21 protein-coding genes and 3 pseudogenes are annotated in these 22,806 nt (G+C 34.7%); 7 read left to right on the top strand and 17 right to left on the bottom strand.

All coding sequences use genetic code 11. From position 1 onward, the window contains the following. Position 1: 1 nt before the first annotated feature. Positions 2-418, bottom strand: a complete 417-nt coding sequence (locus BAQ48_RS18920; protein ID WP_071712355.1) for a BlaI/MecI/CopY family transcriptional regulator — start codon at positions 416-418, stop codon at positions 2-4. A 107-nt stretch (positions 419-525) separates the two neighbouring features. After that, complete coding sequence (locus BAQ48_RS18915; protein WP_071712611.1) at positions 526-924, bottom strand: DUF3942 family protein; 399 nt, start codon at positions 922-924, stop codon at positions 526-528. Between the two features lie 384 nt (positions 925-1,308). On the opposite strand from BAQ48_RS18915, the gene BAQ48_RS18910 reads away from it, so the two are divergent. Further along, positions 1,309-2,007, top strand: a complete 699-nt coding sequence (locus tag BAQ48_RS18910) for a peptidase E (RefSeq protein ID WP_071712354.1) — start codon at positions 1,309-1,311, stop codon at positions 2,005-2,007. Positions 2,008-2,065: 58 nt separating this feature from the next. Here BAQ48_RS18910 and BAQ48_RS18905 read toward each other — a convergent pair whose 3' ends face one another. From BAQ48_RS18905 to BAQ48_RS28420, 3 genes are all read right to left on the bottom strand, one after another. Next, positions 2,066-3,475 carry an MATE family efflux transporter gene (locus tag BAQ48_RS18905; protein WP_071712353.1) on the bottom strand — a complete coding sequence of 470 codons (1,410 nt, stop codon included), beginning with the start codon at positions 3,473-3,475 and terminating at the stop codon, positions 2,066-2,068. Between the two features lie 98 nt (positions 3,476-3,573). Then, positions 3,574-4,338: a DUF2087 domain-containing protein gene (locus BAQ48_RS18900; RefSeq protein WP_071712352.1), complete on the bottom strand. Its 765-nt coding sequence runs from the start codon at positions 4,336-4,338 to the stop codon at positions 3,574-3,576. 389 nt (positions 4,339-4,727) lie between these two features. Then, positions 4,728-4,853 carry a hypothetical protein gene (locus BAQ48_RS28420; RefSeq protein ID WP_264158191.1) on the bottom strand — a complete coding sequence of 42 codons (126 nt, stop codon included), beginning with the start codon at positions 4,851-4,853 and terminating at the stop codon, positions 4,728-4,730. Positions 4,854-5,053: 200 nt separating this feature from the next. On the opposite strand from BAQ48_RS28420, the gene BAQ48_RS18890 reads away from it, so the two are divergent. Further along, a complete protein-coding gene (locus tag BAQ48_RS18890) occupies positions 5,054-5,473 on the top strand; it encodes a PH domain-containing protein (RefSeq protein WP_071712351.1) in 420 nt (139 codons plus the stop codon). Between the two features lie 99 nt (positions 5,474-5,572). On the opposite strand, the gene fumC is transcribed toward BAQ48_RS18890, so the two are convergent. From fumC to BAQ48_RS18865, 5 genes and pseudogenes are all read right to left on the bottom strand, one after another. Next, positions 5,573-6,961: a class II fumarate hydratase gene (fumC, locus tag BAQ48_RS18885; RefSeq protein ID WP_000456595.1), complete on the bottom strand. Its 1,389-nt coding sequence runs from the start codon at positions 6,959-6,961 to the stop codon at positions 5,573-5,575. A 273-nt stretch (positions 6,962-7,234) separates the two neighbouring features. Further along, positions 7,235-8,638 (bottom strand): Na+/H+ antiporter NhaC, encoded by a 1,404-nt coding sequence (gene nhaC, locus BAQ48_RS18880; protein WP_071712350.1) that lies wholly within the window; start codon positions 8,636-8,638, stop codon positions 7,235-7,237. Between the two features lie 323 nt (positions 8,639-8,961). Beyond that, a pseudogene (locus tag BAQ48_RS18875) lies at positions 8,962-9,114 on the bottom strand (class I SAM-dependent methyltransferase); the annotation flags it as partial. Positions 9,115-9,207: 93 nt separating this feature from the next. Beyond that, complete coding sequence (locus BAQ48_RS18870) at positions 9,208-10,092, bottom strand: TIGR03943 family putative permease subunit (RefSeq protein WP_071712349.1); 885 nt, start codon at positions 10,090-10,092, stop codon at positions 9,208-9,210. A 12-nt stretch (positions 10,093-10,104) separates the two neighbouring features. Beyond that, positions 10,105-11,082, bottom strand: coding sequence for a permease (locus BAQ48_RS18865; RefSeq protein WP_071712348.1), 978 nt, complete (start codon positions 11,080-11,082; stop codon positions 10,105-10,107). 188 nt (positions 11,083-11,270) lie between these two features. On the opposite strand from BAQ48_RS18865, the gene BAQ48_RS18855 reads away from it, so the two are divergent. The 3 genes from BAQ48_RS18855 (at position 11,271) to BAQ48_RS18845 (ending at position 14,301) form a co-directional block, all read left to right on the top strand. Continuing rightward, entirely contained in the window at positions 11,271-12,458 is a 1,188-nt protein-coding gene (locus tag BAQ48_RS18855) for a GTP-binding protein (RefSeq protein ID WP_071712347.1), read from the top strand. Positions 12,459-12,647: 189 nt separating this feature from the next. Further along, positions 12,648-13,613 carry a DMT family transporter gene (locus BAQ48_RS18850; protein ID WP_071712346.1) on the top strand — a complete coding sequence of 322 codons (966 nt, stop codon included), beginning with the start codon at positions 12,648-12,650 and terminating at the stop codon, positions 13,611-13,613. 16 nt (positions 13,614-13,629) lie between these two features. Beyond that, positions 13,630-14,301 carry a GntR family transcriptional regulator gene (locus tag BAQ48_RS18845; protein WP_071712345.1) on the top strand — a complete coding sequence of 224 codons (672 nt, stop codon included), beginning with the start codon at positions 13,630-13,632 and terminating at the stop codon, positions 14,299-14,301. Positions 14,302-14,509: 208 nt separating this feature from the next. On the opposite strand, the gene fbpA is transcribed toward BAQ48_RS18845, so the two are convergent. Both fbpA and BAQ48_RS18835 read right to left on the bottom strand, forming a co-directional pair. Next, complete coding sequence (gene fbpA, locus BAQ48_RS18840) at positions 14,510-14,680, bottom strand: Fur-regulated basic protein FbpA (RefSeq protein WP_000098301.1); 171 nt, start codon at positions 14,678-14,680, stop codon at positions 14,510-14,512. Between the two features lie 193 nt (positions 14,681-14,873). Further along, positions 14,874-15,773 carry a cation diffusion facilitator family transporter gene (locus BAQ48_RS18835; RefSeq protein ID WP_071712344.1) on the bottom strand — a complete coding sequence of 300 codons (900 nt, stop codon included), beginning with the start codon at positions 15,771-15,773 and terminating at the stop codon, positions 14,874-14,876. Between the two features lie 212 nt (positions 15,774-15,985). Here BAQ48_RS18835 and BAQ48_RS18830 point away from each other — a divergent pair, with 212 nt between their 5' ends. Continuing rightward, positions 15,986-17,059 carry a WD40/YVTN/BNR-like repeat-containing protein gene (locus tag BAQ48_RS18830; RefSeq protein WP_071712343.1) on the top strand — a complete coding sequence of 358 codons (1,074 nt, stop codon included), beginning with the start codon at positions 15,986-15,988 and terminating at the stop codon, positions 17,057-17,059. A gap of 40 nt (positions 17,060-17,099) precedes the next feature. On the opposite strand, the gene BAQ48_RS18825 is transcribed toward BAQ48_RS18830, so the two are convergent. Both BAQ48_RS18825 and BAQ48_RS18820 read right to left on the bottom strand, forming a co-directional pair. After that, positions 17,100-18,206 (bottom strand): DUF4179 domain-containing protein, encoded by a 1,107-nt coding sequence (locus BAQ48_RS18825; RefSeq protein ID WP_071712342.1) that lies wholly within the window; start codon positions 18,204-18,206, stop codon positions 17,100-17,102. Further along, positions 18,203-18,769, bottom strand: coding sequence for a sigma-70 family RNA polymerase sigma factor (locus BAQ48_RS18820; RefSeq protein ID WP_071712341.1), 567 nt, complete (start codon positions 18,767-18,769; stop codon positions 18,203-18,205). Before BAQ48_RS18820 ends, BAQ48_RS18825 begins: the two co-directional genes overlap by 4 nt. 258 nt (positions 18,770-19,027) lie before the next feature. Here BAQ48_RS18820 and BAQ48_RS18815 point away from each other — a divergent pair. Continuing rightward, positions 19,028-19,129 (top strand): annotated as a pseudogene (locus BAQ48_RS18815) (asparagine synthetase); the annotation flags it as partial. Between the two features lie 42 nt (positions 19,130-19,171). Here the strand turns inward: BAQ48_RS18815 and BAQ48_RS27225 are convergent. The 3 genes and pseudogenes from BAQ48_RS27225 to iadA all read right to left on the bottom strand — a co-directional run. Then, a pseudogene (locus BAQ48_RS27225) lies at positions 19,172-19,270 on the bottom strand (IS6 family transposase); the annotation flags it as partial. 84 nt (positions 19,271-19,354) lie between these two features. Continuing rightward, positions 19,355-21,385, bottom strand: a complete 2,031-nt coding sequence (locus BAQ48_RS18810) for a sigma-54 interaction domain-containing protein (RefSeq protein ID WP_071712340.1) — start codon at positions 21,383-21,385, stop codon at positions 19,355-19,357. A 247-nt stretch (positions 21,386-21,632) separates the two neighbouring features. After that, on the bottom strand, positions 21,633-22,796 hold the full coding sequence (gene iadA, locus BAQ48_RS18805; protein WP_071712339.1) for a beta-aspartyl-peptidase: 1,164 nt from the start codon (positions 22,794-22,796) through the stop codon (positions 21,633-21,635). Between the last annotated feature and the right edge of the window lie 10 nt (positions 22,797-22,806).

Here is a 22,806-nt window from a genome sequence, read left to right as displayed (position 1 = left end):
TTTATCGATCCTCTTTTTTTAATTGGCTCAATTTGTCTTCTAATTTTTTGATTAAAGTCGGATCAGCCTGCTCTAACTCATCTAGCATATGATTGACAACTAAATCTCCAAATTCCCCCATTAATTCCTGTGTCATTTTCTTCGTTTGATTGGATAAGAATTCTTCTTTTGTTTGTACTGCACGATATATGCCACTTCTTTTCACAGTCTGTTTTTCTAAGTGGAACTTCTCTACTAACCTGTTCATAACTGTCATAACAGTATTAAAATTCACCGGTGATTCTTCACTTAATTTCTGCTGCACTTCTTTAATGCTAATACCTTCAGTAGACCAAACAATCTCCATAATTTTCGCTTCAAGCGGTCCAAAGAAGTGATTTAAGCCTTGCTCATTTAACTTATAGTTTTGAGTAAACATAGTGAAGCTCCTTTCACACTACGAATTGTAGTATAAATTAAATGAAAGGTCAAACTTGAATAATACAACCGAATATCCACTAATTATGAATATGGATTCCATTCCACTCATTGTAAACCTAACTTCTCTCCAAATGTATCAAAGAGATAATACTCTAATATTTGCACACCAAACTTTTCATTACGCCCAAGTGCAAATAATTCCTTATCTTTCGCTACGATAGTATCTAACGGAATAACCACATTATCCACTATTTTTGTAATTTCAATTATATTACTTTCTACGTTTACTTCTGTTTTAAATTCAATATTTTCTAATACTATATGTGAACGTCTTCCTGATGCAAAAAATGTAAAGTTAGGATTTTTAAAAATGCCAATCTCACTCTCTAACGGATATAAATATCGAAAAATGATATCTCTGTGTCCATCTTTTATTATTTTTTCATCTTTTTCATCATCCAAATATTCTTTTACCTTCGCTGCAAATTCAAATCGAAAATCCACTCTTTCACGCTCCCTCACTTCATTTCGTATTAAATAAATATATTTAAATAATTTTACCATATTGTAATAAAAGTTCCCATAAAAAGTAAAAAACTTTTTTTGTGAAATCATTACTATTTCCTAGGATTATATATACATACTCTATATTCAATGATTTTTCGTAATATTCATCTAGATGACTTCTATATTTTGTAACGATATGTATCTCATATTATTTATCAACCTATCGTTTCTAATTCCTTACGATGTAAAAAACACCGCACCTCTTACTATTTTTATATAATTTTTCTCTCTTCCTTCCATATCATCATTTATTTATGGAAGGAATGTAACTCTCTTCTATCGAATTTTTATATAACAAAAATGATTAGGTGGTGCTTTACTATGAAATTAGCTGTCATTGGTGGCGGTGATTTACAAGATCCCAATCACTCGCTTATTAATGAACGACTTATAGAATTAACAGGTAAACTGTATCCAAAAGTATTATTTATCCCTACAGCTAGTTATGATGATGAAAGCTATATAAAATTATTTTTAGACACGTTTGAAAAACAATTACATTGTGACGTACAAATTTTACGTACTATAACTGATACACCTTCGAAATATGAAATAGACGAAATGATTCATTCAGCTGATTTCATTTATCTCGGTGGTGGAAACTATATTCACATGCTTACACAATGGAAAGAACATAGATTAACTGAAAAGTTACTATCGGCTTTGCAACGCGGCACACTTATTGCGGGGTATAGCGCTGGGGCTATGTGTTGGTTTACATCTAGTATCCGATCGGATTATGAGGGGTCTGGCTATATCGAGAGTAACGGATGGGGTATCGTGAACAAAAGATTTTGCCCGCATTATAACCAATTAAACAGAATGAACGCCTTTCATTCCTTTTTACAAAATCATCAAGGTAGTATAGAAGGGATTGCACTAGAAGATAATTGTGCTTTATATATTACAGAGGAATCCTTTGAAATTATCGGCGAGCCGGAAAAAGCGTGGGAGTTTTATATGAGTGATAAAAAACTCATTAGACAACATTTTGATATAACTTTAAAAAGCTATTTGTAAACCCACACTTACACAAAAAATGTCCCTAAGTGTAATAACTTAGGGACATTTGTATGATTTAACTAACTAATCGTGTAATTCGTTTCTTCTGCCATGAAAGCTTATAATATGCATACTGTAATATTAAACTGACAATAAACGCTGCCGGGTACCCAATCCATATTCCTTCTATTCCAAGGCTTGTATGGTAAGAAAGGTAATACGCTACAGGCACCTCAACAAGCCAAATTGATACAACACCGATAACGGTTGGCCATAGTACTGTACCACTTGCTCGCATTGTCGCACTAATAATTTGCGCATGCCCGAAAATCAAATAGCTCCATAATGTAATCATAACTAAGCTATGAGCAATATCAATTGTAGTTTGACTCGTCAAAAATAGCGATAAAATGTCTCTTGAGAACAAGTAAATAAGGGATATTAATACACCACCGATGACATAATTCATAATAATTCCAGCCTTTACAACTTTCTGCAATCGATCAAATTGATTCGCACCAATTGATTGCGCCGCAAAAATGGAGACAGTAATACCAAGACTAACGGCTGGCATCTGTACATAACTTGCAACTTGGTTCACAACACCATAAGCAGCTGTTGCATCCGAGCCGTAACGATTTACAAACGCAATTACCGCGATTTCAGATAATGAAACTAATATCATATTAATACTCGCTGGAATACCAAGTCGTAGCAATAACTTTAATAACTCCCCATCCATCCGAAGGTATTTCCTAACCGTGCCATCCAATTGTAATGGGTGATTTTTCTTCTTTAAATACACTAACATGACAATAAACGTAATAACTGTAGATATAACAGAAGCATAGGCTGCTCCATACACATCTAATTTCGGAGCTCCTAACCATCCAAAAATAAGAATTGGTAATAAGATCATATTTAGCGCTGTACTTACAATTAAAAAATAAAATGGCGTTTTAGAATCTCCTGTACCTCTCATAAATGTTGTGTATGCGAAATATAAAAATAATACTGGCATCGATATAAATAATATTCGTGCATAATGTACACTTATTTCTATAATGTTTTCTGGCGTTCCCATTAGGCGCATAATATCCATCGCAAAAATACTACCTATTATCGCCAACACAACTCCAATAATAAATGTAAACGTAAGTGTCGTACCAACGATCGCTTTTAAACGATCTTCGTTTTTAGCACCAAACGCCTGACCAATTAATATAGAACTTCCTGAACCAATACCAATTACGAATGAAACGAGTAGGAAAAATAACGGAAAGAAAGCTGATATAGCTGCTAAATCATTTACACCAAGCCATCTTCCCACTACTACCATACCAAATAATTGTCCAACTGATTGTAATACATTACTTAATAGTAACGGTACTAAAAACACCGACATTGATTTCCATATCGGTTTACTCTCACTTTCTAACTTGTGTGACTCCGCACCTTCTTTATTATTCTCTGTAGGTGGTTTCAAATTTCATTTCTCCTTTTATTCAAAATCTATTTTCAAACTCTATCTCTTTGTATAGTTGTTATAATGATGTGCTACTATTCATTTTCTTTTATGCATTATTATAACTTCACCCAATATTGGCTTCCATCAGCTGTTCTATCTAAAAAACCATACTCAATTAAATATCTTCTCAAAGTTACGAAATCTGGGTATACATTTTCTATCACTGTATTTACTTCTTTTTCAGTATACTTTTTATTACTATCAAACTTCTTCACTAAATGGCGTAATATAATCAATTTACGCTTTTGCTTTTTTGGAAATTTAGAAAGCGGTCCATCTAATCCTTCTGTAAAATGCGCTTTTAATACTTCATCATTTTCTTCTTCCGTAATATTGTAGCGATCATCTACCATTGTTGCTGTTCTATGAATTGGTACAAATTTTGTTTGTACTTTTGATTTTTCTTCTGATAATTCCATTAACGCTAAAAATACTTTTGCTTGCTTCATTTTCTCTCGTAATGTAAATCGATGATTGCGAATTGTTGATGTGCTTCCGCCATCCATCTCTTTTACAATCTCTTTATCATTCAGCCCCATATGGAAAAACTGCACCATTTTCTTTTGCAAATCCGTTAAACCAGTAAATTTCTTATCCATATTTAATAAATAATCAAACATAGATGTATGCTCATTCTGAATATGCAATTGGGCAAACTTCTCTGCTTCATACAAAACTTGATTATCTTGATAAATAACGCCTTTTATAAACGTTTCTCCGCAAGCTAAACAAATATATTCTTCCGCCGCTGCATCAAACACATATCCTTTCTTCAATTCCTCCACCGATGCATCCCAAAATTTCTCTGAAATATCGCTCATACTAAACACTCCTTCAAAACGTTTATTTTAAAAACAAACATTTCATAATATCGTTTGTTATCACTTCATCATCTTAACATACCGAAAATAAACATTTCAATGTTTCGTTTGCCTATTTTATAAACTTTTAAAAAAACATCTATCGAAACACCTTAAAACACGAAACAAAACATGACTATTCTTCAATACCCTTGGTTTATTGTGAAACAAATTTATAGTTCACATCATACACTAGGGCTTTTCCTATCATATTGAAAGAAGTAAAATACGCTGTTCAACATTTAAATGAGAAAGACCTGATTAAACATGGAACCGGCATTTACTCATTCCAAAACTTCCTTACTCATTTTCAACTACAAAAAAAGTGTTTCCGCACATGGAAACACTTTTTAGCTTCTATATATTTTATAAACAACTTCTACTAAAACTTTACTCGCTTGAACAAATACATGTTTGCGGTTTCCATCCTCAATGAATTCTTTTGAACAGCCACCATTAATCATTATACAACTCATTATGAATACTATTTTCACTCTTTTCATGCCCGTCACACTTTATGCCACTCCACTATTAAAAAACTTTTTTACATGTATCCCATCAAAAAAGTTTACACGAATAACGCAACGTAAAAATATGCAATACTGCATATTTTTACGTTACATTATAATATTGTGATTTAATTTATATAAAGAACACGTATACCGAGGTGACTAACTTGAAATTTAAAGCGAAAAAAAATCCATTTCACTTCATTTTCATTACATTATTTATAATGATTTTTTTCATTTCACTATTCTTCCAAAATGAACATTCTATTTTTTTCACTCTCATGATGCTGTTAAATGTCATAAATCTTTCTTCATTTTATTTTTCTCACTACAACATAACGGAATCATCTCTTATTGTAAAATACGGTTTCATATTGCGTACTGAAATTCCATTTAAAGATATTCGGTACATTAAATACTCTGGTAACAAACTACATTCAAAAAAATGGACTAGACAAAAACTGGAGATACATTACAATTTATTTAACTCAGTTACAGTTTTTGTACCTCAAGAAGAGGAAGCGTTCATTTCACTCTTAAAAGAAAACTGTCCAAATATGAAAGTAATGAATCGATCACTCCATTAATTCATGCAAAACCATTCATTTGTAATTCATTTCCAACAAGGGCTTATAAATAAATATAAAAAAGCCAAGATTCTACATTACAAACCTTGGCTTCTTCTATTATTCTTTCGGTGCGATCATTTTCTTTGGATCTACAATTTCATCAAATTGCTCTTCTGTTAGTAATCCAGATTGCAATGCTGCTTCTTTTAAAGTTAATCCTTCTTTATGAGCGTGCTTCGCAATTTTCGCTGCATTTTCATATCCAATATGCGGGTTTAGCGCTGTTACAAGCATTAATGAACGATTCACATTTTCATTAATCACTTCTTCATCCGCTTCAATACCAACTGCACAATTGTCATTAAACGAAACAATCGCATCTGCTAATAAGTGTGCTGATTGTAAGAAGTTGTAAGCGATAACTGGTTTAAATACATTTAGCTCAAAATTACCTTGGCTCGCAGCAAACCCGATTGTTGCATCATTCCCCATAACTTGCGCTACAACCATTGTTAATGCTTCACTTTGCGTTGGATTTACTTTACCTGGCATAATAGAGCTTCCTGGTTCATTAGCAGGAATAATAATTTCCCCAAGACCACTACGTGGGCCACTTGCAAGCCAACGTACATCGTTAGCTATTTTCATTAGATCTGCAGCTAATGCTTTTAATGCACCATGAGTATATACAACTTCATCATGACTCGTTAAGGCATGGAACTTATTTGGTGCAGAAACAAATTGTTTACCTGTAAATTGGCTAATTTCCTCTGATACCATTTCACCAAATTTAGGATGCGCATTAATACCAGTTCCAACCGCAGTACCACCGATTGCTAACTCTTTCATATATGTATTGCTCTCAGCAATCATACGCTCTGTTTTTTCAAGCATACGGTGCCATCCGCTAATTTCTTGCCCTAATGTTAACGGTGTTGCATCTTGTAAATGTGTACGACCAATTTTAATAATGTGTTCAAATGCAGTTACCTTTTCTGCTAATGTTTCTTTTAACTTCGTAATCGCTGGTAATACGTGATTTTCTACTGCGATTACACAAGCTACATGAAGCGCTGTTGGAAATGTATCATTTGAGCTTTGAGACATGTTCACATCATCATTCGGATGAATATGTACGTCAGATCCCTTTTCTTTCAAAATTTGATTCCCACGATTTGCAATTACTTCGTTCACATTCATATTCGATTGTGTACCACTACCAGTTTGCCATACGACAAGTGGAAAATGCTCATTCCATTTCCCTGCAATCACTTCGTCAGCTGCTGCCACAATTGCTTCTGCTTTTTCTTCTGATAACTTCTCTAATTTTTGATTGCTAAGCGCTGCACTCTTCTTTAAAATTGCAAATGCTTTTACAATTTCAAGCGGCATTTGCTCTGTACCAATCGGGAAGTTTTCTTTACTACGCTGCGTCTGAGCTGCCCATAATTTATCAGCTGGAACTTTTATTTCTCCTATTGTATCTCTTTCAATTCTGTACTCCATTTTTTCATCCCCTTGAAAATATAATACCTACATTTCTTATATTAACAGACTTCCACTCAAATGATAAGAATTCTCACTCGTATATATAAATATTTCAGACTTATTTTTAACAACCTCTTAACATGAAGTGTGCCGGAAACAACGTGAAGCATTAATATGTGAGGTATCCATCCCCCCTATGAGTAGCAGCCTACACCAATCGGACCATTCTAGATAGGGTACGCTCCGATAAAAAAAATCACCTTCCACATTATGTAGAAGGTGATTTTTTATTTATGATGCTTGCTTTCCTTTATCTGCATCATCTACATACCAAATGAATTTGCCTGTGTATCCATAAATAACCGCTAAAATTAACGATACGAAGCTTAACCACATAAATGGAACGTATGAGAACGTTGCTACACCTAAAATACCAGCCATAAAAATACCATTATCAGACCATGGAACCATACCTGAAGTTAACGTTCCACCTACTTCTGAGTTACGCGCTAATACACGGCGGTCTATTTTTAATTTATCATAGCTATCTTCCATAATTTTCGGTGTTAAAATTAGTGATACATACATCGCACAACCAAATACATTAGCTAAAAATGCTACGATTAATGTAGACAATGTTACATTACCCGCAGAATTTAATTTCTTCTCAAATTTTGATACGATTACTTTTAAAACACCTAGTTTTTCAAGTAATCCACCAAATCCTAAACCGAAAATAATTACGGCTACTGAGCCAAGCATACCGTTAATTCCACCACGGTTTAATAACTTATCAACAAACTCAACACCAGATTGAATTGAAAATCCGTTATACGCTGTTCCAATCGCCTCCCCAAAGTTCATTCCTTGGAAAAGAGTTGCCCAAATTGCACCAATTAAAGCTCCCATTGCAATTGTTGGCATAGACGGTTTCTTCATCGCTAATAGTGCGATAACAATGACCGCCGGAACAAGCATCCATATTTTAATATCAAATTCCTTTAATAAAGCTTCTTTTAAAAACTCTACTCGATTCAAATCTACATTATCGCCGCCATACATCCAACCAGCAACAGTAAACATAATGCTAGTAATAATGTAAGCCGGAACATCTAATACGAGCATAGCTCGAACGTGAGCAATAACATCTACTTTCGCCATAGAAGCTGCAAGAACTGTACTATCAGAAAGTGGTGATAATTTGTCGCCGAAATAAGCTCCTGAAAGAACTGCACCAGCAACAAGTGGAAGTGGTAAACCAAGTCCTTCACCAATCGCCATCATAGCAATACCTGCTGTTCCAACTGTTCCCCATGATGTTCCTGTCGCGATAGAAGTTATCGAACAAATAATTAATGTTGCTAATAAGAATATGCTAGGGTGAATAAATTCTAATCCATAATAGATTAATGTTGGTACAACGCCACCAGCAATCCAAGTTCCAATTAAAGCACCTACTGCAACTAAAATGAGTATTGCTTCTAATCCGTTAGAAATCCCTTTCGTAATTGCATCTTGCAATTCTTGATAACGAAATCCTAATCTTAATCCAAGCGCAATTACTAAAAACCATGAAATAAATAGCGCCAATTGAATTGGGAGATCAAAAATCGTTTGGAAGGAAAAGACAACAGCAAGAAATAGTAATAAAAGAACTATGATTTCTAGCATTGATGGTAATCTTACACTTTTCATTTTTTCTCTCCTTACAAGTCGATAACATGACGTGTGTCGTCTTACATGTATGTAATATACAATTAGCGAAGACAAAACAAAATTTTCATATTATTTCGATTTATTTTTCCAGTATAATATAACACCTTTTCTATTGTAAAAGTAGATGTTACTTTTCGCAATGGAAAATATAAAAAATGTTACATTTTTATATAGAACAATCCAAGAATAACTTTTTTAATATTTGCCACAATAAGATTTTTTACTATTATCCTCAGTTTTTAAAAATCACCATTTTTATCCACAAAAAAACACACATCATTAAAATGATGCATGCTCCACTTTTATTTATACATATTTTGTATTTCTTCTTTGTTTTTAAGTAATTCCGCAACCTTATCACTACAACCTTTTGGAAATAATATTCCAAGTCCATATGAATGCTCAAATTGAAAATGAGGGTGCTTCTCTTTTACCTCATCCCAAAACTTATACACACATTTTTAACAAACCAAATTACTCTTATCTTTACTTTTTTGTCATTGTAATTATGATTTTATTTCATAAAAAGATGAAGAATTAGCCCTTTTTTATTGAGGTAAACTATCATATACATATGGATCTGTTGGCTTATTAATCTTTTCTACTTTACTTATTTTCAAAAGTGGAAATAGCGTTCTTTTATATGTCGTTCCATCTAATAAACCTGTTATTTTCACCCATGTTTCTTCTGAAAATTTTTCGACATCTTGTCCTGTAGCAATCATCCCCCAGACTGATGCATCCGCAATACAACAAGTTATGCCGTATCGAGCTACTACCACTTTATCACCCGACACATCTTTATCATTATATATAAACCCTGAGAATGTAATTTCTTTCCCTTTAAACCCATTAACATCTTGTCCAATTATATTCATTACCTGAACATAATCCTTATCCTTTACTTGTATTTTGTGCTGCTTTAACATACTTTTTGTTAATTGTTCTTCTGATTGATACGTTGTTGATAAGTTGGATGTTTCATCTTGATTAACTAATACTTCTCGCCAATCAGAATTTTCTTCTCTTCCCTCTTTTTCGTTCTTTTCCATACTTCTCGCCTGTGCACTTTGATTCAGGCCCCTTTTGGCTGCTAAACTTCCGTCAATTGTTACACCTGCAAATAGAAAAGCACTAATAATTGGAACGACAAATAAAGCATATACAAAAAAACTTTTCATTCTGGATTTTGATGTCCTATGATTTTTACAACAATTACAGTCATCTTGATCCTCTCTTCCATCTCCCCAAACTTGTAAGGAACCAAGAAGTAAAATGAATACAAAAGCTATATACGTAAATTTAATCATTTTTGGAGCAATAAAATTATAAATATTTCCTGTGACAAGTAGTTTAAATAAAAGCATTGCTAAACCAATTAAAATAATGCCACGAATATAGCGGTGATATACCTTCTGATTCTGTTCCCCCATTCTTTCCTCCCCCTATAACATTGTAATTTGCAAGATAATATACACCGATAAAATTACAATTCCAATCAAAAAGAATACAAACCTCTTTTGAAAATATGCAAATAGCATTAACGTATTTTTCAAATCAAGCATAGGTCCAAACACAAGAAATGCGAGAATTGATTTTGTCGAAAATACATGTCCAAAAGATGCCGCTATAAACGCATCGGCTGCTGAACAAATTGATAAAACATAACCAAATCCCATCATAATAATTGGGGCAATCACTTCGTTATGTGCTACTGTATCAAGTATATTCCGATCAAAAAACGTTTGAAATACACTCGCTAAAAAAGCACCAATTAATAAATATTTACCAGTATCAAAAAATTCATCAACAGTGTGATTCACAACATCCCTCCAGCTCTTTTTTTGTTTTTTCTGAACTGGAACCTCTACATGTTTTAAAATATTTTTGCCGCGATAGCAATAATACACGAGTAGACCTATGAATAGAGCGACAAGAATTGTTATACCAAAACGGGCATATACAATCACATCATTTTTTGGAAACGCATATACGGTAGATAAAAGAACAACAGGATTCATAATAGGTGCACTAAGCAAAATGACAATTCCCACATGAAGAGGTAAGCCTTTTTGAATCAGCCTTCTTACAATTGGTACAATAACACATTCACACATTGGGAAAACAATCCCAACAAACACTGCTGGCATCATTGCAACAATAGGCGTTTTCGGCAATACTTTTTGAATCATGTCTTCCGTCAAAAATACTTGAATAAGAGAAGAAATAACTACGCCTAATAAAATAAAGGGTATTGCTTCAAAAGTAATACTTAAAAACACCGTATTCACATTCAGCCATTCTTGTGGAATACTTTTATGCAAATTTGCTAGACTTGTAAAATCCACAAAAAATAATAAAAAGATAAATATAGCAATAAGAGCTATTCCTATTAATTCTTTTGAAACTCTATTAAAGATCAATACTATCTCCCCGCTTTATTCATAATTAAATAGTGTGCTTGTCCAAATATTTCATACAACTACAACACAAATTGTATAGTCTATTTCTATTCTCAAATCGTAATCATTATGATTTATTATTGATTTTTTCTTTTTCATCATTTAATATAAAACGTAATCATTACGATTTAAAGGAGAGATATTATTTTATGAAAAAAGTACCTATTACCGTATTAAGTGGATTTTTAGGAGCTGGGAAAACCACTTTACTACATCATATTTTGACTAATAAAAACAACTTAAAAATAGCTGTTATCGTTAATGATATGAGCGAAATAAACATTGATGCGTCTCTTATAAAAAAAGGTGGTTTTTCACGCACGGAAGAGAAACTAGTAGAAATTCAAAATGGCTGTATTTGCTGTACACTACGAGAAGATTTAATAATAGAGGTGAATCGTCTTGTCGAAAATGGCGATATTGACTATATTGTAATTGAGTCTTCAGGTATAAGTGAGCCTATTCCAGTTGCCCAAACGTTTACTTATACCGACGAAGTTCTTAACATTGATTTAACGAAAAATTGTCGCCTCGATACGATGGTTACAGTTGTAGACGCAAATAGATTTTGGGATGATTTTGCAGATGGAGAAAGCTTACTAGACCGAAAACAGGCAATCGATGAAAATGATAACCGGGAAGTTATTGATTTATTAATTGATCAAATTGAGTTTGCGAATGTCATTATTCTTAATAAAATCGATTTATTAGAAAAAGAAGATAGAAAAGAACTTCATCATTTACTAAAAAAATTAAATCCAGGTGCAAAAATTATTGAATCTTCATTTAGCAGAGTACCCTTACAAGAAATCTTAAACACTCGTTTATTTAATTATGAAGAAGCTAGTCAATCAGCAGGATGGATTCAAGAGTTAAATAGTAAACATCATGCACCTGAAACTGAAGAATACGGTATTAATTCCTTCGTGTACCGTCGTAAATATCCTTTCCATCCTGAACGCCTTATGAATTGGTTAGAGAAATGGCCTTTAGATGTTGTGAGAGCGAAAGGATTTTTCTGGCTTGCCTCTCGTAATAATATGATTGGCCTTCTATCTCAAGCAGGTTCCTCTATTACAATTCAAGGTGCCGGTGAATGGATAGCCGCATTACCTGAAACTGAAAAAAATCAAATCATTACAGAAGAACCCGAAGTATTGAAAAACTGGGATGAACGATACGGAGATCGAATAACTGAACTCGTATTTATCGGAATTAACATGAATCGTTCTTTAATTGAACAATCATTAGATAGCTGTCTATTAACAGAAAAAGAAATGAAACAAGATTGGGGTATATTTGTTGATCCTATTCCAGCTTTTACTTACACTTCATAATCCAAAATAAAAAGGCTTCCGTAAACGGAATCCTTTTTATTTTATTGTTCTCTTATTTAACAAATTTTCTTTAATTTGAATAACAACTTTACATTAAGTAAGAAATTTCAGTTTATTGATGTTTCTTTCTGTGATATATTGCATATTGTATCCAATATATGTTTTTTTGAAAGGAGGACTATATACCTTATGGATCCAAATCGTTTAAAAGGAATCATTATGGTTGTAATTGGTGCTTGTTTATGGGGCTTGTCCGGAACCGCTGCACAACAACTTTTTCAATATGAAAATGTTTCTACTGAATGGTTAGTTACAATCCGTTTACTTATATCCGGCACTATCTTACTCTTTATTTCATCATTTGGAACGAGAAAAAAAGAAATATTCGGCATATGGAAACAAAAATCTGATGCTATTAAAATGATTTTGTTTGGCCTATTCGGTATGCTTGCTGTACAATACACGTACTTTGCTTCTATTAAAGAAGGAAATGCTGCCGTTGCAACATTGTTACAATATTTAGCCCCTATATTTATCACTGTATACTTACTATTCAAATGGAACATTCGTCCATCAAAAATTGATTTCATTTCAATCTTCCTATCATTAGTAGGAACTTTCCTCTTACTAACAAACGGGTCTGTTTATAACTTAGCTGTATCTACACCAGCTATTATTTGGGGGATTTTATCTGGACTGTCTCTTGCATTTTATAGTTTATATTCAAAGGAGTTGTTAGAAAAATGGTCTTCATCCGTTATCGTTGGATGGGGCATGATCATTGGGGGGATTAGCGTAACGATATTGCATTTTATTTCCACAAACGAATTCATTTTATTATCAACTATGAAATATGTAAAACTAAGTACCCTCCCGCTCATTTCATTTGTCGTCATTTTCGGGACACTCATCGCATTTTATTTATACTTAGACAGCATAAGATACCTTACTCCGAAAGAAACAACATTATTCGGTTGCACAGAACCGCTTGCGGCTATTATTTCTTCTGTACTTATATTGCACGTACCGTTTCAATCTTTTCAATTATTAGGCGCTTTTTGCGTCATTATAATGGTGCTCATATTAAGCCAAAAGCCGGATGAAGGAAAATCAAAATTAAAACTTGTTCATGCGAAAAAGGAAAATATACAATGAAAGGATTGAATTCACTATGCCTGTCCCTCAAAATTATAAAAAACCAGGAAGAGTTTCGGCAAAATCACTCGTTTTAAATCAACTACAAGATTGGATTATTGAAGGTGTACTACAGCCTGATGAAAAAATTAATGATGGGGAATTGGCTGAAGCACTTGGAGTAAGTAGAACGCCAGTTAGAGAGGCGTTACAAATTCTAGAGCTTTCTGGTCTAGTGGAAATGGTACCTGGGCAAAAAACGAAAATTGCTCCGATTAAATTAGAAGACGTATCTATCATTTATGAGACGATGGCTGGTCTTCACTCAATTATTGGAAAGCAAGCACTTCAAAAAATTACAGCTACTGATATTAAACTATTATCCGAAATAAATAATTCTTTTCAACAATCTATAGAGGAAAAAAACTCAAAACGAGCTTTACAACTAGATATACAATTCCACAATACAATTACTTTTATTGCTAAAAACCGATATATTGAGCCTTTTCTAGAAAATATGCAGCTTCATGTTTTACGCCTTGAATATTTGTTTTTCCAAAACTTTGTTCCAGCAAGTCAATCTATTGAAGAACATCACTCTATCATTCAAGCATTGCAGAAGCAGGATGAAAAACAAATGGAACAAATGATGTCCCAAAACTGGCTCCGTCCAATGAAAGAAATACAAAAAATAATTTCTACGAAATAAAGTGAAACTTTAATCAGTGGGGGTTTTGTTCATCCCCCACTGATTATTAGTTGAACCAATCGGGCTTTTACGGGCAGTTGATCCCTCACCTAACTTCTTTGCTTCCGCTGAATTTTGAGGTGGGGGTCTTACTGCCCGTTAATGCGGGATAAAAGGAGAGCTGGTTACACAAAATCGTAACCAGCTCCCCTTTTACTAATCTATATAGTTATGCCTGAATATCTGCATAATCTTCCATATCTTCGTACTCTTTTTCCAATTCCTCTAAAGACAGCTCGTATAATTGTCGGTCGCGAATTTTAAACACACCTGCTCCAATTAACTCATCAATTAAATGCCTCTTACGATTTTCAACAGCAAAACGGAGTTGACTACTCATCTTTTAAAAAACTCCTTTCTACGATCATTGAAAATGATAATCTTTATCAATTACCACTTTTGATTATAAAAGATGATTCTTAATAAGTAAAGTAATCTTATGAAATATTTACCTTACAAAGTATTTGTGGCCACATTATATATATGTATGTCGTGCGAAAAATGTTATGACACTTTTTCGTATCCTTTTTCTTTCATACTTTGCAAGTTGTCTCACTATGAGCGAATTCACCATCAATTTCTACTTGAATGGTGACATGTTCTACATGAAACTTCTCCTTTAATACATCCGTAGCTTCTTTTAATACACTTTGCGTTTCATTACCTTTAATAATCAAGTGGCAAGTTAATACTTGAAAATCCGATGTGACAGACCATATGTGTAAATCATGAACTTCCTTTACAATCGCAATACTTAACAATGTCTTTTTTACTTCTTCAACATTTATGTGCTGCGGTGCACCTTCCATTAATATGTGAACCGTATCACGTGTTACACGCCACCCACTAATAATGACTAAAATAGACACGAGAATACTAGCAATCGCATCTGCAGCAGTCCATCCAAAAAATTTAATAAGTAGTGCTGCAATAATCGCTCCGACTGATCCTAATAGATCACCTAATACGTGTAAGAAAGCACTTCTTAAATTCAAATTACCTTTCACATCTCCGCCTCTCATTAATATCCAAGCTGATAAAATATTAATCAGTAGACCAAGTACAGCAATAATAAGCATCCCATTACTAGCAATCTCAACTGGTTCTTTAAAGCGACGAATAGCTTCAATAAAAATGTATACTGAAATGACAATAAGAACGACACCGTTACATAACGCAGCTAGCATCTCGACTCGCTTATATCCATATGTCTTTGCGGCAGTTGCCGTTTTTTCTCCAAGCTTAAACGCAAGTAAACTTAAAGCTAAAGATACCGCATCACTTAACATATGCCCCGCGTCAGATAATAGGGCCAAACTATTTGTTACAAATCCCCCAATAACTTCAGCAATCATAAAACTTGTTGTTAATACAAAAGCAATTAGTAGCGCCTTTTTATTGTTAGAATGACCGTGATCATGTGAATGTCCCATACGAATGCTCCTTTAAGTACAATATCTGTACATTAGTATGGAACAAACTCCCCGTCTTTATCCCATATTAGCTGCCGTTAAACGCCCACTTCCTCTGTATACACACTTCGCTACTTTTTAAACAATCCCTTTTTCTCAAATAAAAACAAGACTACTTCTTTTTTATTTTCATATTGTTTACTAATAAAAGAATTTTTAAGGAGGTTACTAAAATGAAACGTTTATTTCTCTGTATGGAACGTGAACTTGTTGTAGTGAAAGAACAATATGGTAACTATGAAACAGCGTATCACTTGCAAAATATGCAACCTACCTGTATCGCCGTTGATCCATTCCAACAAAACCGTGTATATTGCGGAACATTTGGACGAGGTCTCTGGTTAAGTGACGATAGTGGAGATTCATGGAGACCGATTGGAGATTCTTATCGTTACTTTGATTTTCCAAAAGAAGATGGTATTTTACATTCTTCGATTACTTCCATTACGATAAGCCCTAATGAACAAGTTAACGGATATGGCGTCGTTTATGTCGGCACAGAACCGAGCGCTTTATTCCGTTCAGAAAACGGTGGTGAAACGTGGACGGAACTTAAAAATATGAAATCATTATTATCTTCTTATACGTGGGCTTTTCCGCCTAGACCTTTTACCCATCACGTACGCTGGATTACAGTGGATCCACAGAATCCAAATACTATCCACGTTTCAATCGAAGCCGGTGCCGTTATTCAAAGTAACGATAAAGGACATACATGGATTGATAAAAAATTCGGTGCTCCTATCGATGCTCATCAATTACTCATGCACCCTGAGGCACCAAATCGCCTTTATGCATCATGTGGTGACGGATTTATGGGCGGACCTGATCGCGCATATCTTGAAAGCTATAACAGTGGAAATAGCTGGATTTCATGCAGTGACGGACTTGAGCATCATTATTTATACAGCATGGCTATCGATCCAGCTGATTGTAATACAATTCTCGTTTCTGCCGCACCGAGTGCTGATCTCGCTCATCACCGTGTACCTTATGAATCTTATATTTATCGTAAAACGAAAGATACTCCGTTCCAGCAAGTACAGCAAGGACTACCATCAGCAATCGGTACAGTCATTTCGATGTTTGCGACAAATCAAGCAGAACCACATACGTTTTACACTTTAAATAACAACGGCGTGTTTCAATCTAATGATAGCGGCGAATCTTGGGAACAACTAAACATCCCGTGGAAAGATGAGTATAAAACACAACATCCGCATGCGTTACTCGTAACTAGTTTTTAACGAAAAAGAGACTGCCTAATGTTTTTAGGCAGTTTCTCTTTTATTTCTTTAAATCAATTACGATATCATCTAATATAATATCTTTCTTTTTTGCTTCTTTATTCGGCACTTCAATTTTCTTCTCGACTCCATTAATAAATTCCACTCCTCCATGATTTTCAGGTGTATGAACTCTTAAATGAACACGAGGTGTAACGATAAGCTTTGTTGCATTTTCGTTCAACTTTTGGAATGTGGAACTCCAACTACTTTTATGCGGTTCTGCTACTGTACTAGTTCCGCCATTTCCTTCACCTGCATATTTATTGCCTAAATCATCTTTTATTTCTAATTCCACATCAGCGCTATCCCATATACTTCTTAATGCCTTAGATTCTTCCTGATTATAAAAAACGATAAAGGACATCGGGGTTACTTCCATTTTATCTATATTTACTTTTATTAATTTATTTTCAGAAACCCCATTAACTTTTACTTCCTTACTATCCATTGCTTTTAAACTAAGTGCAAAATTCCAGTTCCCCTTTATTACATTCCCTTCATAATCCAACTCAATTGCCTCTATATCCCACCAAACATTTGCAACATCTAACCTTTCACTACCATGACCACTCATCGTAGTCATACCTACATATTTTCCCTCTCCAACTTTTGTAACGTTCGAACTACCTCCTCCACCATTAAAGCCCATCACTTGCGGACTTCCAAATGGGAACGGTTTCTCTCCTAAATCTTTTTCGCTCTCAATAGAATATGTGATTGTAATTGTTCTACCATCGAATACAGCATCATTAATTGTAACCTTAACCCCATTACTCTCTCTCGTCATATTCAACTCAGTCGAAAACTCTTTATAATTTTCATATAACCCTGTTCTACCATTATCTAAAAATCGGAATATGTCACCTACAATTGGCAATCCCCCGGCATATGTAGGAAACCCGATACCAAGTGTTGCAACGGATAATCCTACTAAAATAGATGCCGCAGCGACACCTTTTTTCCAACTTTTCATCTTTTTCTTCGTACGTATCGATTGTTTTACATTACGTTTTACTTTTTCTTTTTCAATTTCAGAAGTCTCAATTTCCTCAAGCTCTTTTTCATCTATATCAATGTCATTTAATAGTTCATAAATGTCTTTCATATTGCACTACCTCCAAAATTAATATTCGTAGCATTTTGTTGTAGTTTCTTTTTCCCTCGGTACACTCGATTATCGATCGCTGCCCGGGTTAGTCCTAACTTGTCACCTATTTCCTCTGTCTTCATACCGAGAAGGTATTTCATAATGAACACCTTTTGATCTAGCGGTTCTAATTGATTAATAAGCTTTAATAACTCTTCCCTATCTTCCATAACGATTAATTCATCTTCAGCTGACTTTTCCGTACTGATATGAAACTCATCTGAAATAATTTCTACTTTTTTAGTCGCTTTCCGGTAATAATCAATCGCCTTAAATTTCGCGATTGCCGCAACCCATTTCTTAAAATCATTCGGCTCTCCATGAAATTTATTTGCGTTATTCCAAATGGAAAGAAATATATCATTTACACACTCCTCTATGAGTCCATCATTTTGAACTGGAAGAAGAACTTTATGCGTTATTCCCTTTATGAGTGGTAAGTATGTATCGACAACAAATTCTAGCGCATCTTCTTTTTGTCGCTGTAATCTTTTTATAAAATTTTTCTCATTTGATTTCATGTAGCGATTCCCCTTATTTTTTTGTAAAAGCTTTTACACCCTATATAACGTCTAAACAAATATTTTCTCTCATCTTTTTTATTATTTTTTGTATGCAATGGAATACTTTTCCTTAGCCATTGTCTCACATAACTATGTGTTCAAAGAAAATTTTCTCAAGTCTGTAATTTAATTCATGTAGTACACTATTTATATAATCACCATTTAACTTAGTGTACATTTTATTTCGTTAATATACTTTTAAAATTAGGAGATGAGATGTGTATGTGTGGAATTACAGGTTGGGTAAATTGGAATAAGGATCTTTCCAATGAACATGTTATTTTAGAAAAGATAGTAACTATGGTTCTGTTGCAAGGTTTAAAAAAGCATAAACAGATATTGATAAATGAGGGGTACCATTTAGGCAGTAACTAATAATTTTTGTAATTCCTTGTACGTTGAAAAGCCGCAGTTTGGCTGTAAACTGCGGTTTCGTTTATATAAAGCATGGATGGTTTCATTCGCATTCATATTGATAGATGTGCCTGTTCCCCCTTGAATTGGATCAACGATAAATAACCATAACATGAACATTCAATTTCATCATTTCCCCATAAAAATCCGGTTAACGTATTTCTTTCCTTCTTCTGTCACAACACACCCCCTAACCCCTTTATTTACCTGGATCAGCTGCTGAATCCGTAACGTATCAATGATGCTCTTCACTTTTCCTTCTCCTATTTTCAAGCCTCTTTGTGCAAGCTCTAGTGCAATTTTACGTCGACCAATTCCAAATTTTAAATAAATGATCATCAGTACGTGTTCTTCTTCTGACAGCATGCTGTCAGACAATTTTTTTCCTTCTGGATTTTTTTGACTAGCGGCTTCTTTTAACACATAATGGGGCAAATCGCTTATTCCAATTTTTTGATCTGCCATTTTTACATTCACCATATATTCCACTACATTGACAAGCTCTCGGACATTCCCCGGCCACGGATGATGCTGCAGAAATTCGATTGTATCTTTTTCCATATACTCGTTTACATGATAGACCCCGCCATTACTGAACTTGTTGATGTAATAATGCAGCAATAGTAAAATGTCTTCTCTTCTTTCTCGTAACGGTAAAGTTTGAAGCGGAAGCACATTTAATCGATAATATAAATCTTGTCTGAAAGTTCCTTCTTGCACTTTTTCTTCCAGATTTACATTTGTTGCGGCAATGATGCGAATATCGATGGGAACTTGTTCATTTCCACCGACTCTTCGAACCACACCTTCTTGCAGCACCCTCAATAACTTCACTTGCAAATCAAGAGGCGCATCCCCAATCTCATCCATAAAAATCGTTCCTTGATGTGCCTCTTCGAACAACCCTCTTTTGCCGCCTTTTTTGGCACCTGTAAACGCCCCTGCTTCATATCCGAACAGCTCGCTTTCCAATATGGAAGTGGAAAGCGCCGCAAAATTGACAGCAACAAATGGCTGTTCGGCACGTAATGAAGCATTATGAATGGCTTGTGCCAATAGTTCTTTTCCTGTACCGCTTTCTCCTTGAATGAGGACGGTCGAATCCCGTTTGGCCATTTTTTTTGCAAGTTCCACTGTTTTTATCATTTTGGTGCTTCGTGAGTATAGATGAGTAAAGTCATAGCGCGCAATAAACTTTTTATTTTTTAATTTCGAACGAATAACCGTATCGATTTTTTTTAACGTATCGTAATTTTCAAACTCTATTAGATAGCAAATCGTCTCTCCTTCTTTTTCAACTTTATCAATAGAGACGATATATGTATAATCATGTAAAATAAAAATTTCATCTTCATGATTGTATGTTGGTTGTAACTTAAAATCCCGGCCTAGTAAGTCTTTTATATTGGCATTCAATAACAAATAACCATCAAACATCCGTTTTGTTTTCTCGTTAAAATATGTAATCATTCCTTGATCATCGCAAAATAATAACGCTTTTGGAAATTTATCAAAAATCGTTGTTAGTAAAAGATTAGAATGGTCCAGCTTATAATTTAATACAGACAAGTACTTCGTCAATCCGATAATTTCACTTACAAATTCTGAAGAAGCCACTGCTCCTCTTTGAGATAAAAGATTTAATTCACTCAAGATCTCCGTTATGGTTGTAATGTCCACTTGTCTATTCCCTATGTCAATAACCTGCGGTATATCATTTGGCACAAGATGACATTCTCCTGGAGTGATAGCTACCGAGCACGATTCATATGTTTTGATCCCCGGATAATATGGAAAAAAGGAAAGCGATTGAAATCCTTGCCCTTTTAGCTGCTGAATGGTTTCCAGACAGCTTTCTTTTGAGTCATTAACCAATAAAACCCGCGTTTTTTCTTTTAATGTAAACAGTTGTTCAATGTTTTCGTATCGTAAAGCCCTTCTTGCAATGATCACTTTTGAGGCATCCCGAACTTGTTCAGATGTAAGCTGCAATACGGGTTCTCCCGTCATTAACACAACTTTCCCAGAGAAGTCTCCATCAACTCCTTCTTCTATTGAATATCCCTTTATCGTCGCTTCTTTTCCTATATAGCGTTTAATCTGCTGTATGACACTATGTAATGTATTGTTTCCGAATGTAATCACAATCAACTCTTTCATCTTTTTCCCTCCTTATAAGGCCAACCCCATAAAAACTCTAAATTTTCTGTCTTACTATTATGATAGAGAAGGACCTTTGTGTCCAAGGAAGAAAAAAGGAACTATCCCATAAGTTCAAAATAGGCGACTTGAAATATTTTCATTAATAAAATTAGACATTTTCTCGGACTTCACACATCAGGTCCTATCAAGGGGATGACTCAAAAGAATAATTTTTCACCTTTTGAGTCACTCTCTTTCAAACCTCTTATTCAAACATTCCCTTTTTGATAACCTCGTAATCTTTCACAAATGGAATTCCGCTTGCAAATACATCACGAACATTTAACTTTTCGTCCAGCAAAACAAAATCGGCATATCCATTTTCTACAATGACGCCCCGCTCATGACCGATACCTAACCCTTTAGCTGGATTGATCGTGAACGGCCTTAACGCTTTATCAAGCGACAGCCCTTCTTGATTGACCAACTCTCTCAAGGTATGTAGAGTTGGTTCGAAGCCTGCGACTTCAAGACCGATGAATTGGCCACCTTCATCAAAGATAGGCATACTTCCATTTGCATCGGAGCTAATGGTAATTCGATTGATGTCAACTCCATGATTGAGTAAATACACAAGCACCTTGCTCGGTGTTACCGTTTTCCCCTCCCTCATCAAATTGATATTGGATGTAATATCGACCAGACCGCCACGTTTTGCAAATTCGATGGAAGCATCCAATAGACGTACATTTCGATTAATATGAGTAGGACTAAAAAGACTGATAGGCAAATCTGTTTCATCTATTAGCTCATAAATCATCTCGTATAGTCCTTGTCCATCCCCCATATGCAAATGAATGAATCCCGGCTTTTTCGATAGCATGGATGCTACTCTAACATGAGCAGCCAATCTCTTGAGTTCTTCCTTCGTCACGTATGAAGAACGATGATCCTCAATAGCGAGCTTCAAGCCAAGCACTTCACCAAAAAACATGATGTCATCTCTTACATCACCCGTGATAGTGTTCGGCGGATAGCCGTAACCGCCTGTCAAAATGTAGGCATTCAGTCCTTCTTCTCTTAGTGATTTCGCTTTGGCCAGTAAGCTTTTGGTATTCCTCGCCAAATCATTTGTACCTAATAATCCAACAACAGTTGTGATGCCCTGTTGAACGGCTGTGCTGATTTGAACCTCAGGTGTACTTGACGAGAATCCCCCCTCACCACCGCCACCTGTAATGTGAACGTGACGATCAACAATTCCGGGTATACACTTTGTATTGGCACCCTCAATCATTTGAATGTCAACGCCGATTATATTAATTTCATCCTCTATTTTCACAATACGATCATTTGCTATTAATATATCCTTTTTCCCTTCGTATTGCGGTGTATAAAGTTCTGTATTTTTGATTAGTTTTAACAACATAATTCCTCCT

The organism is Bacillus luti (genome assembly GCF_001884105.1).
Lineage (GTDB): Bacteria > Bacillota > Bacilli > Bacillales > Bacillaceae_G > Bacillus_A > Bacillus_A luti.
The sequence above is the reverse complement of the archived record's forward strand: the minus strand, read 5'-3'. Positions and strand labels throughout refer to the sequence as shown.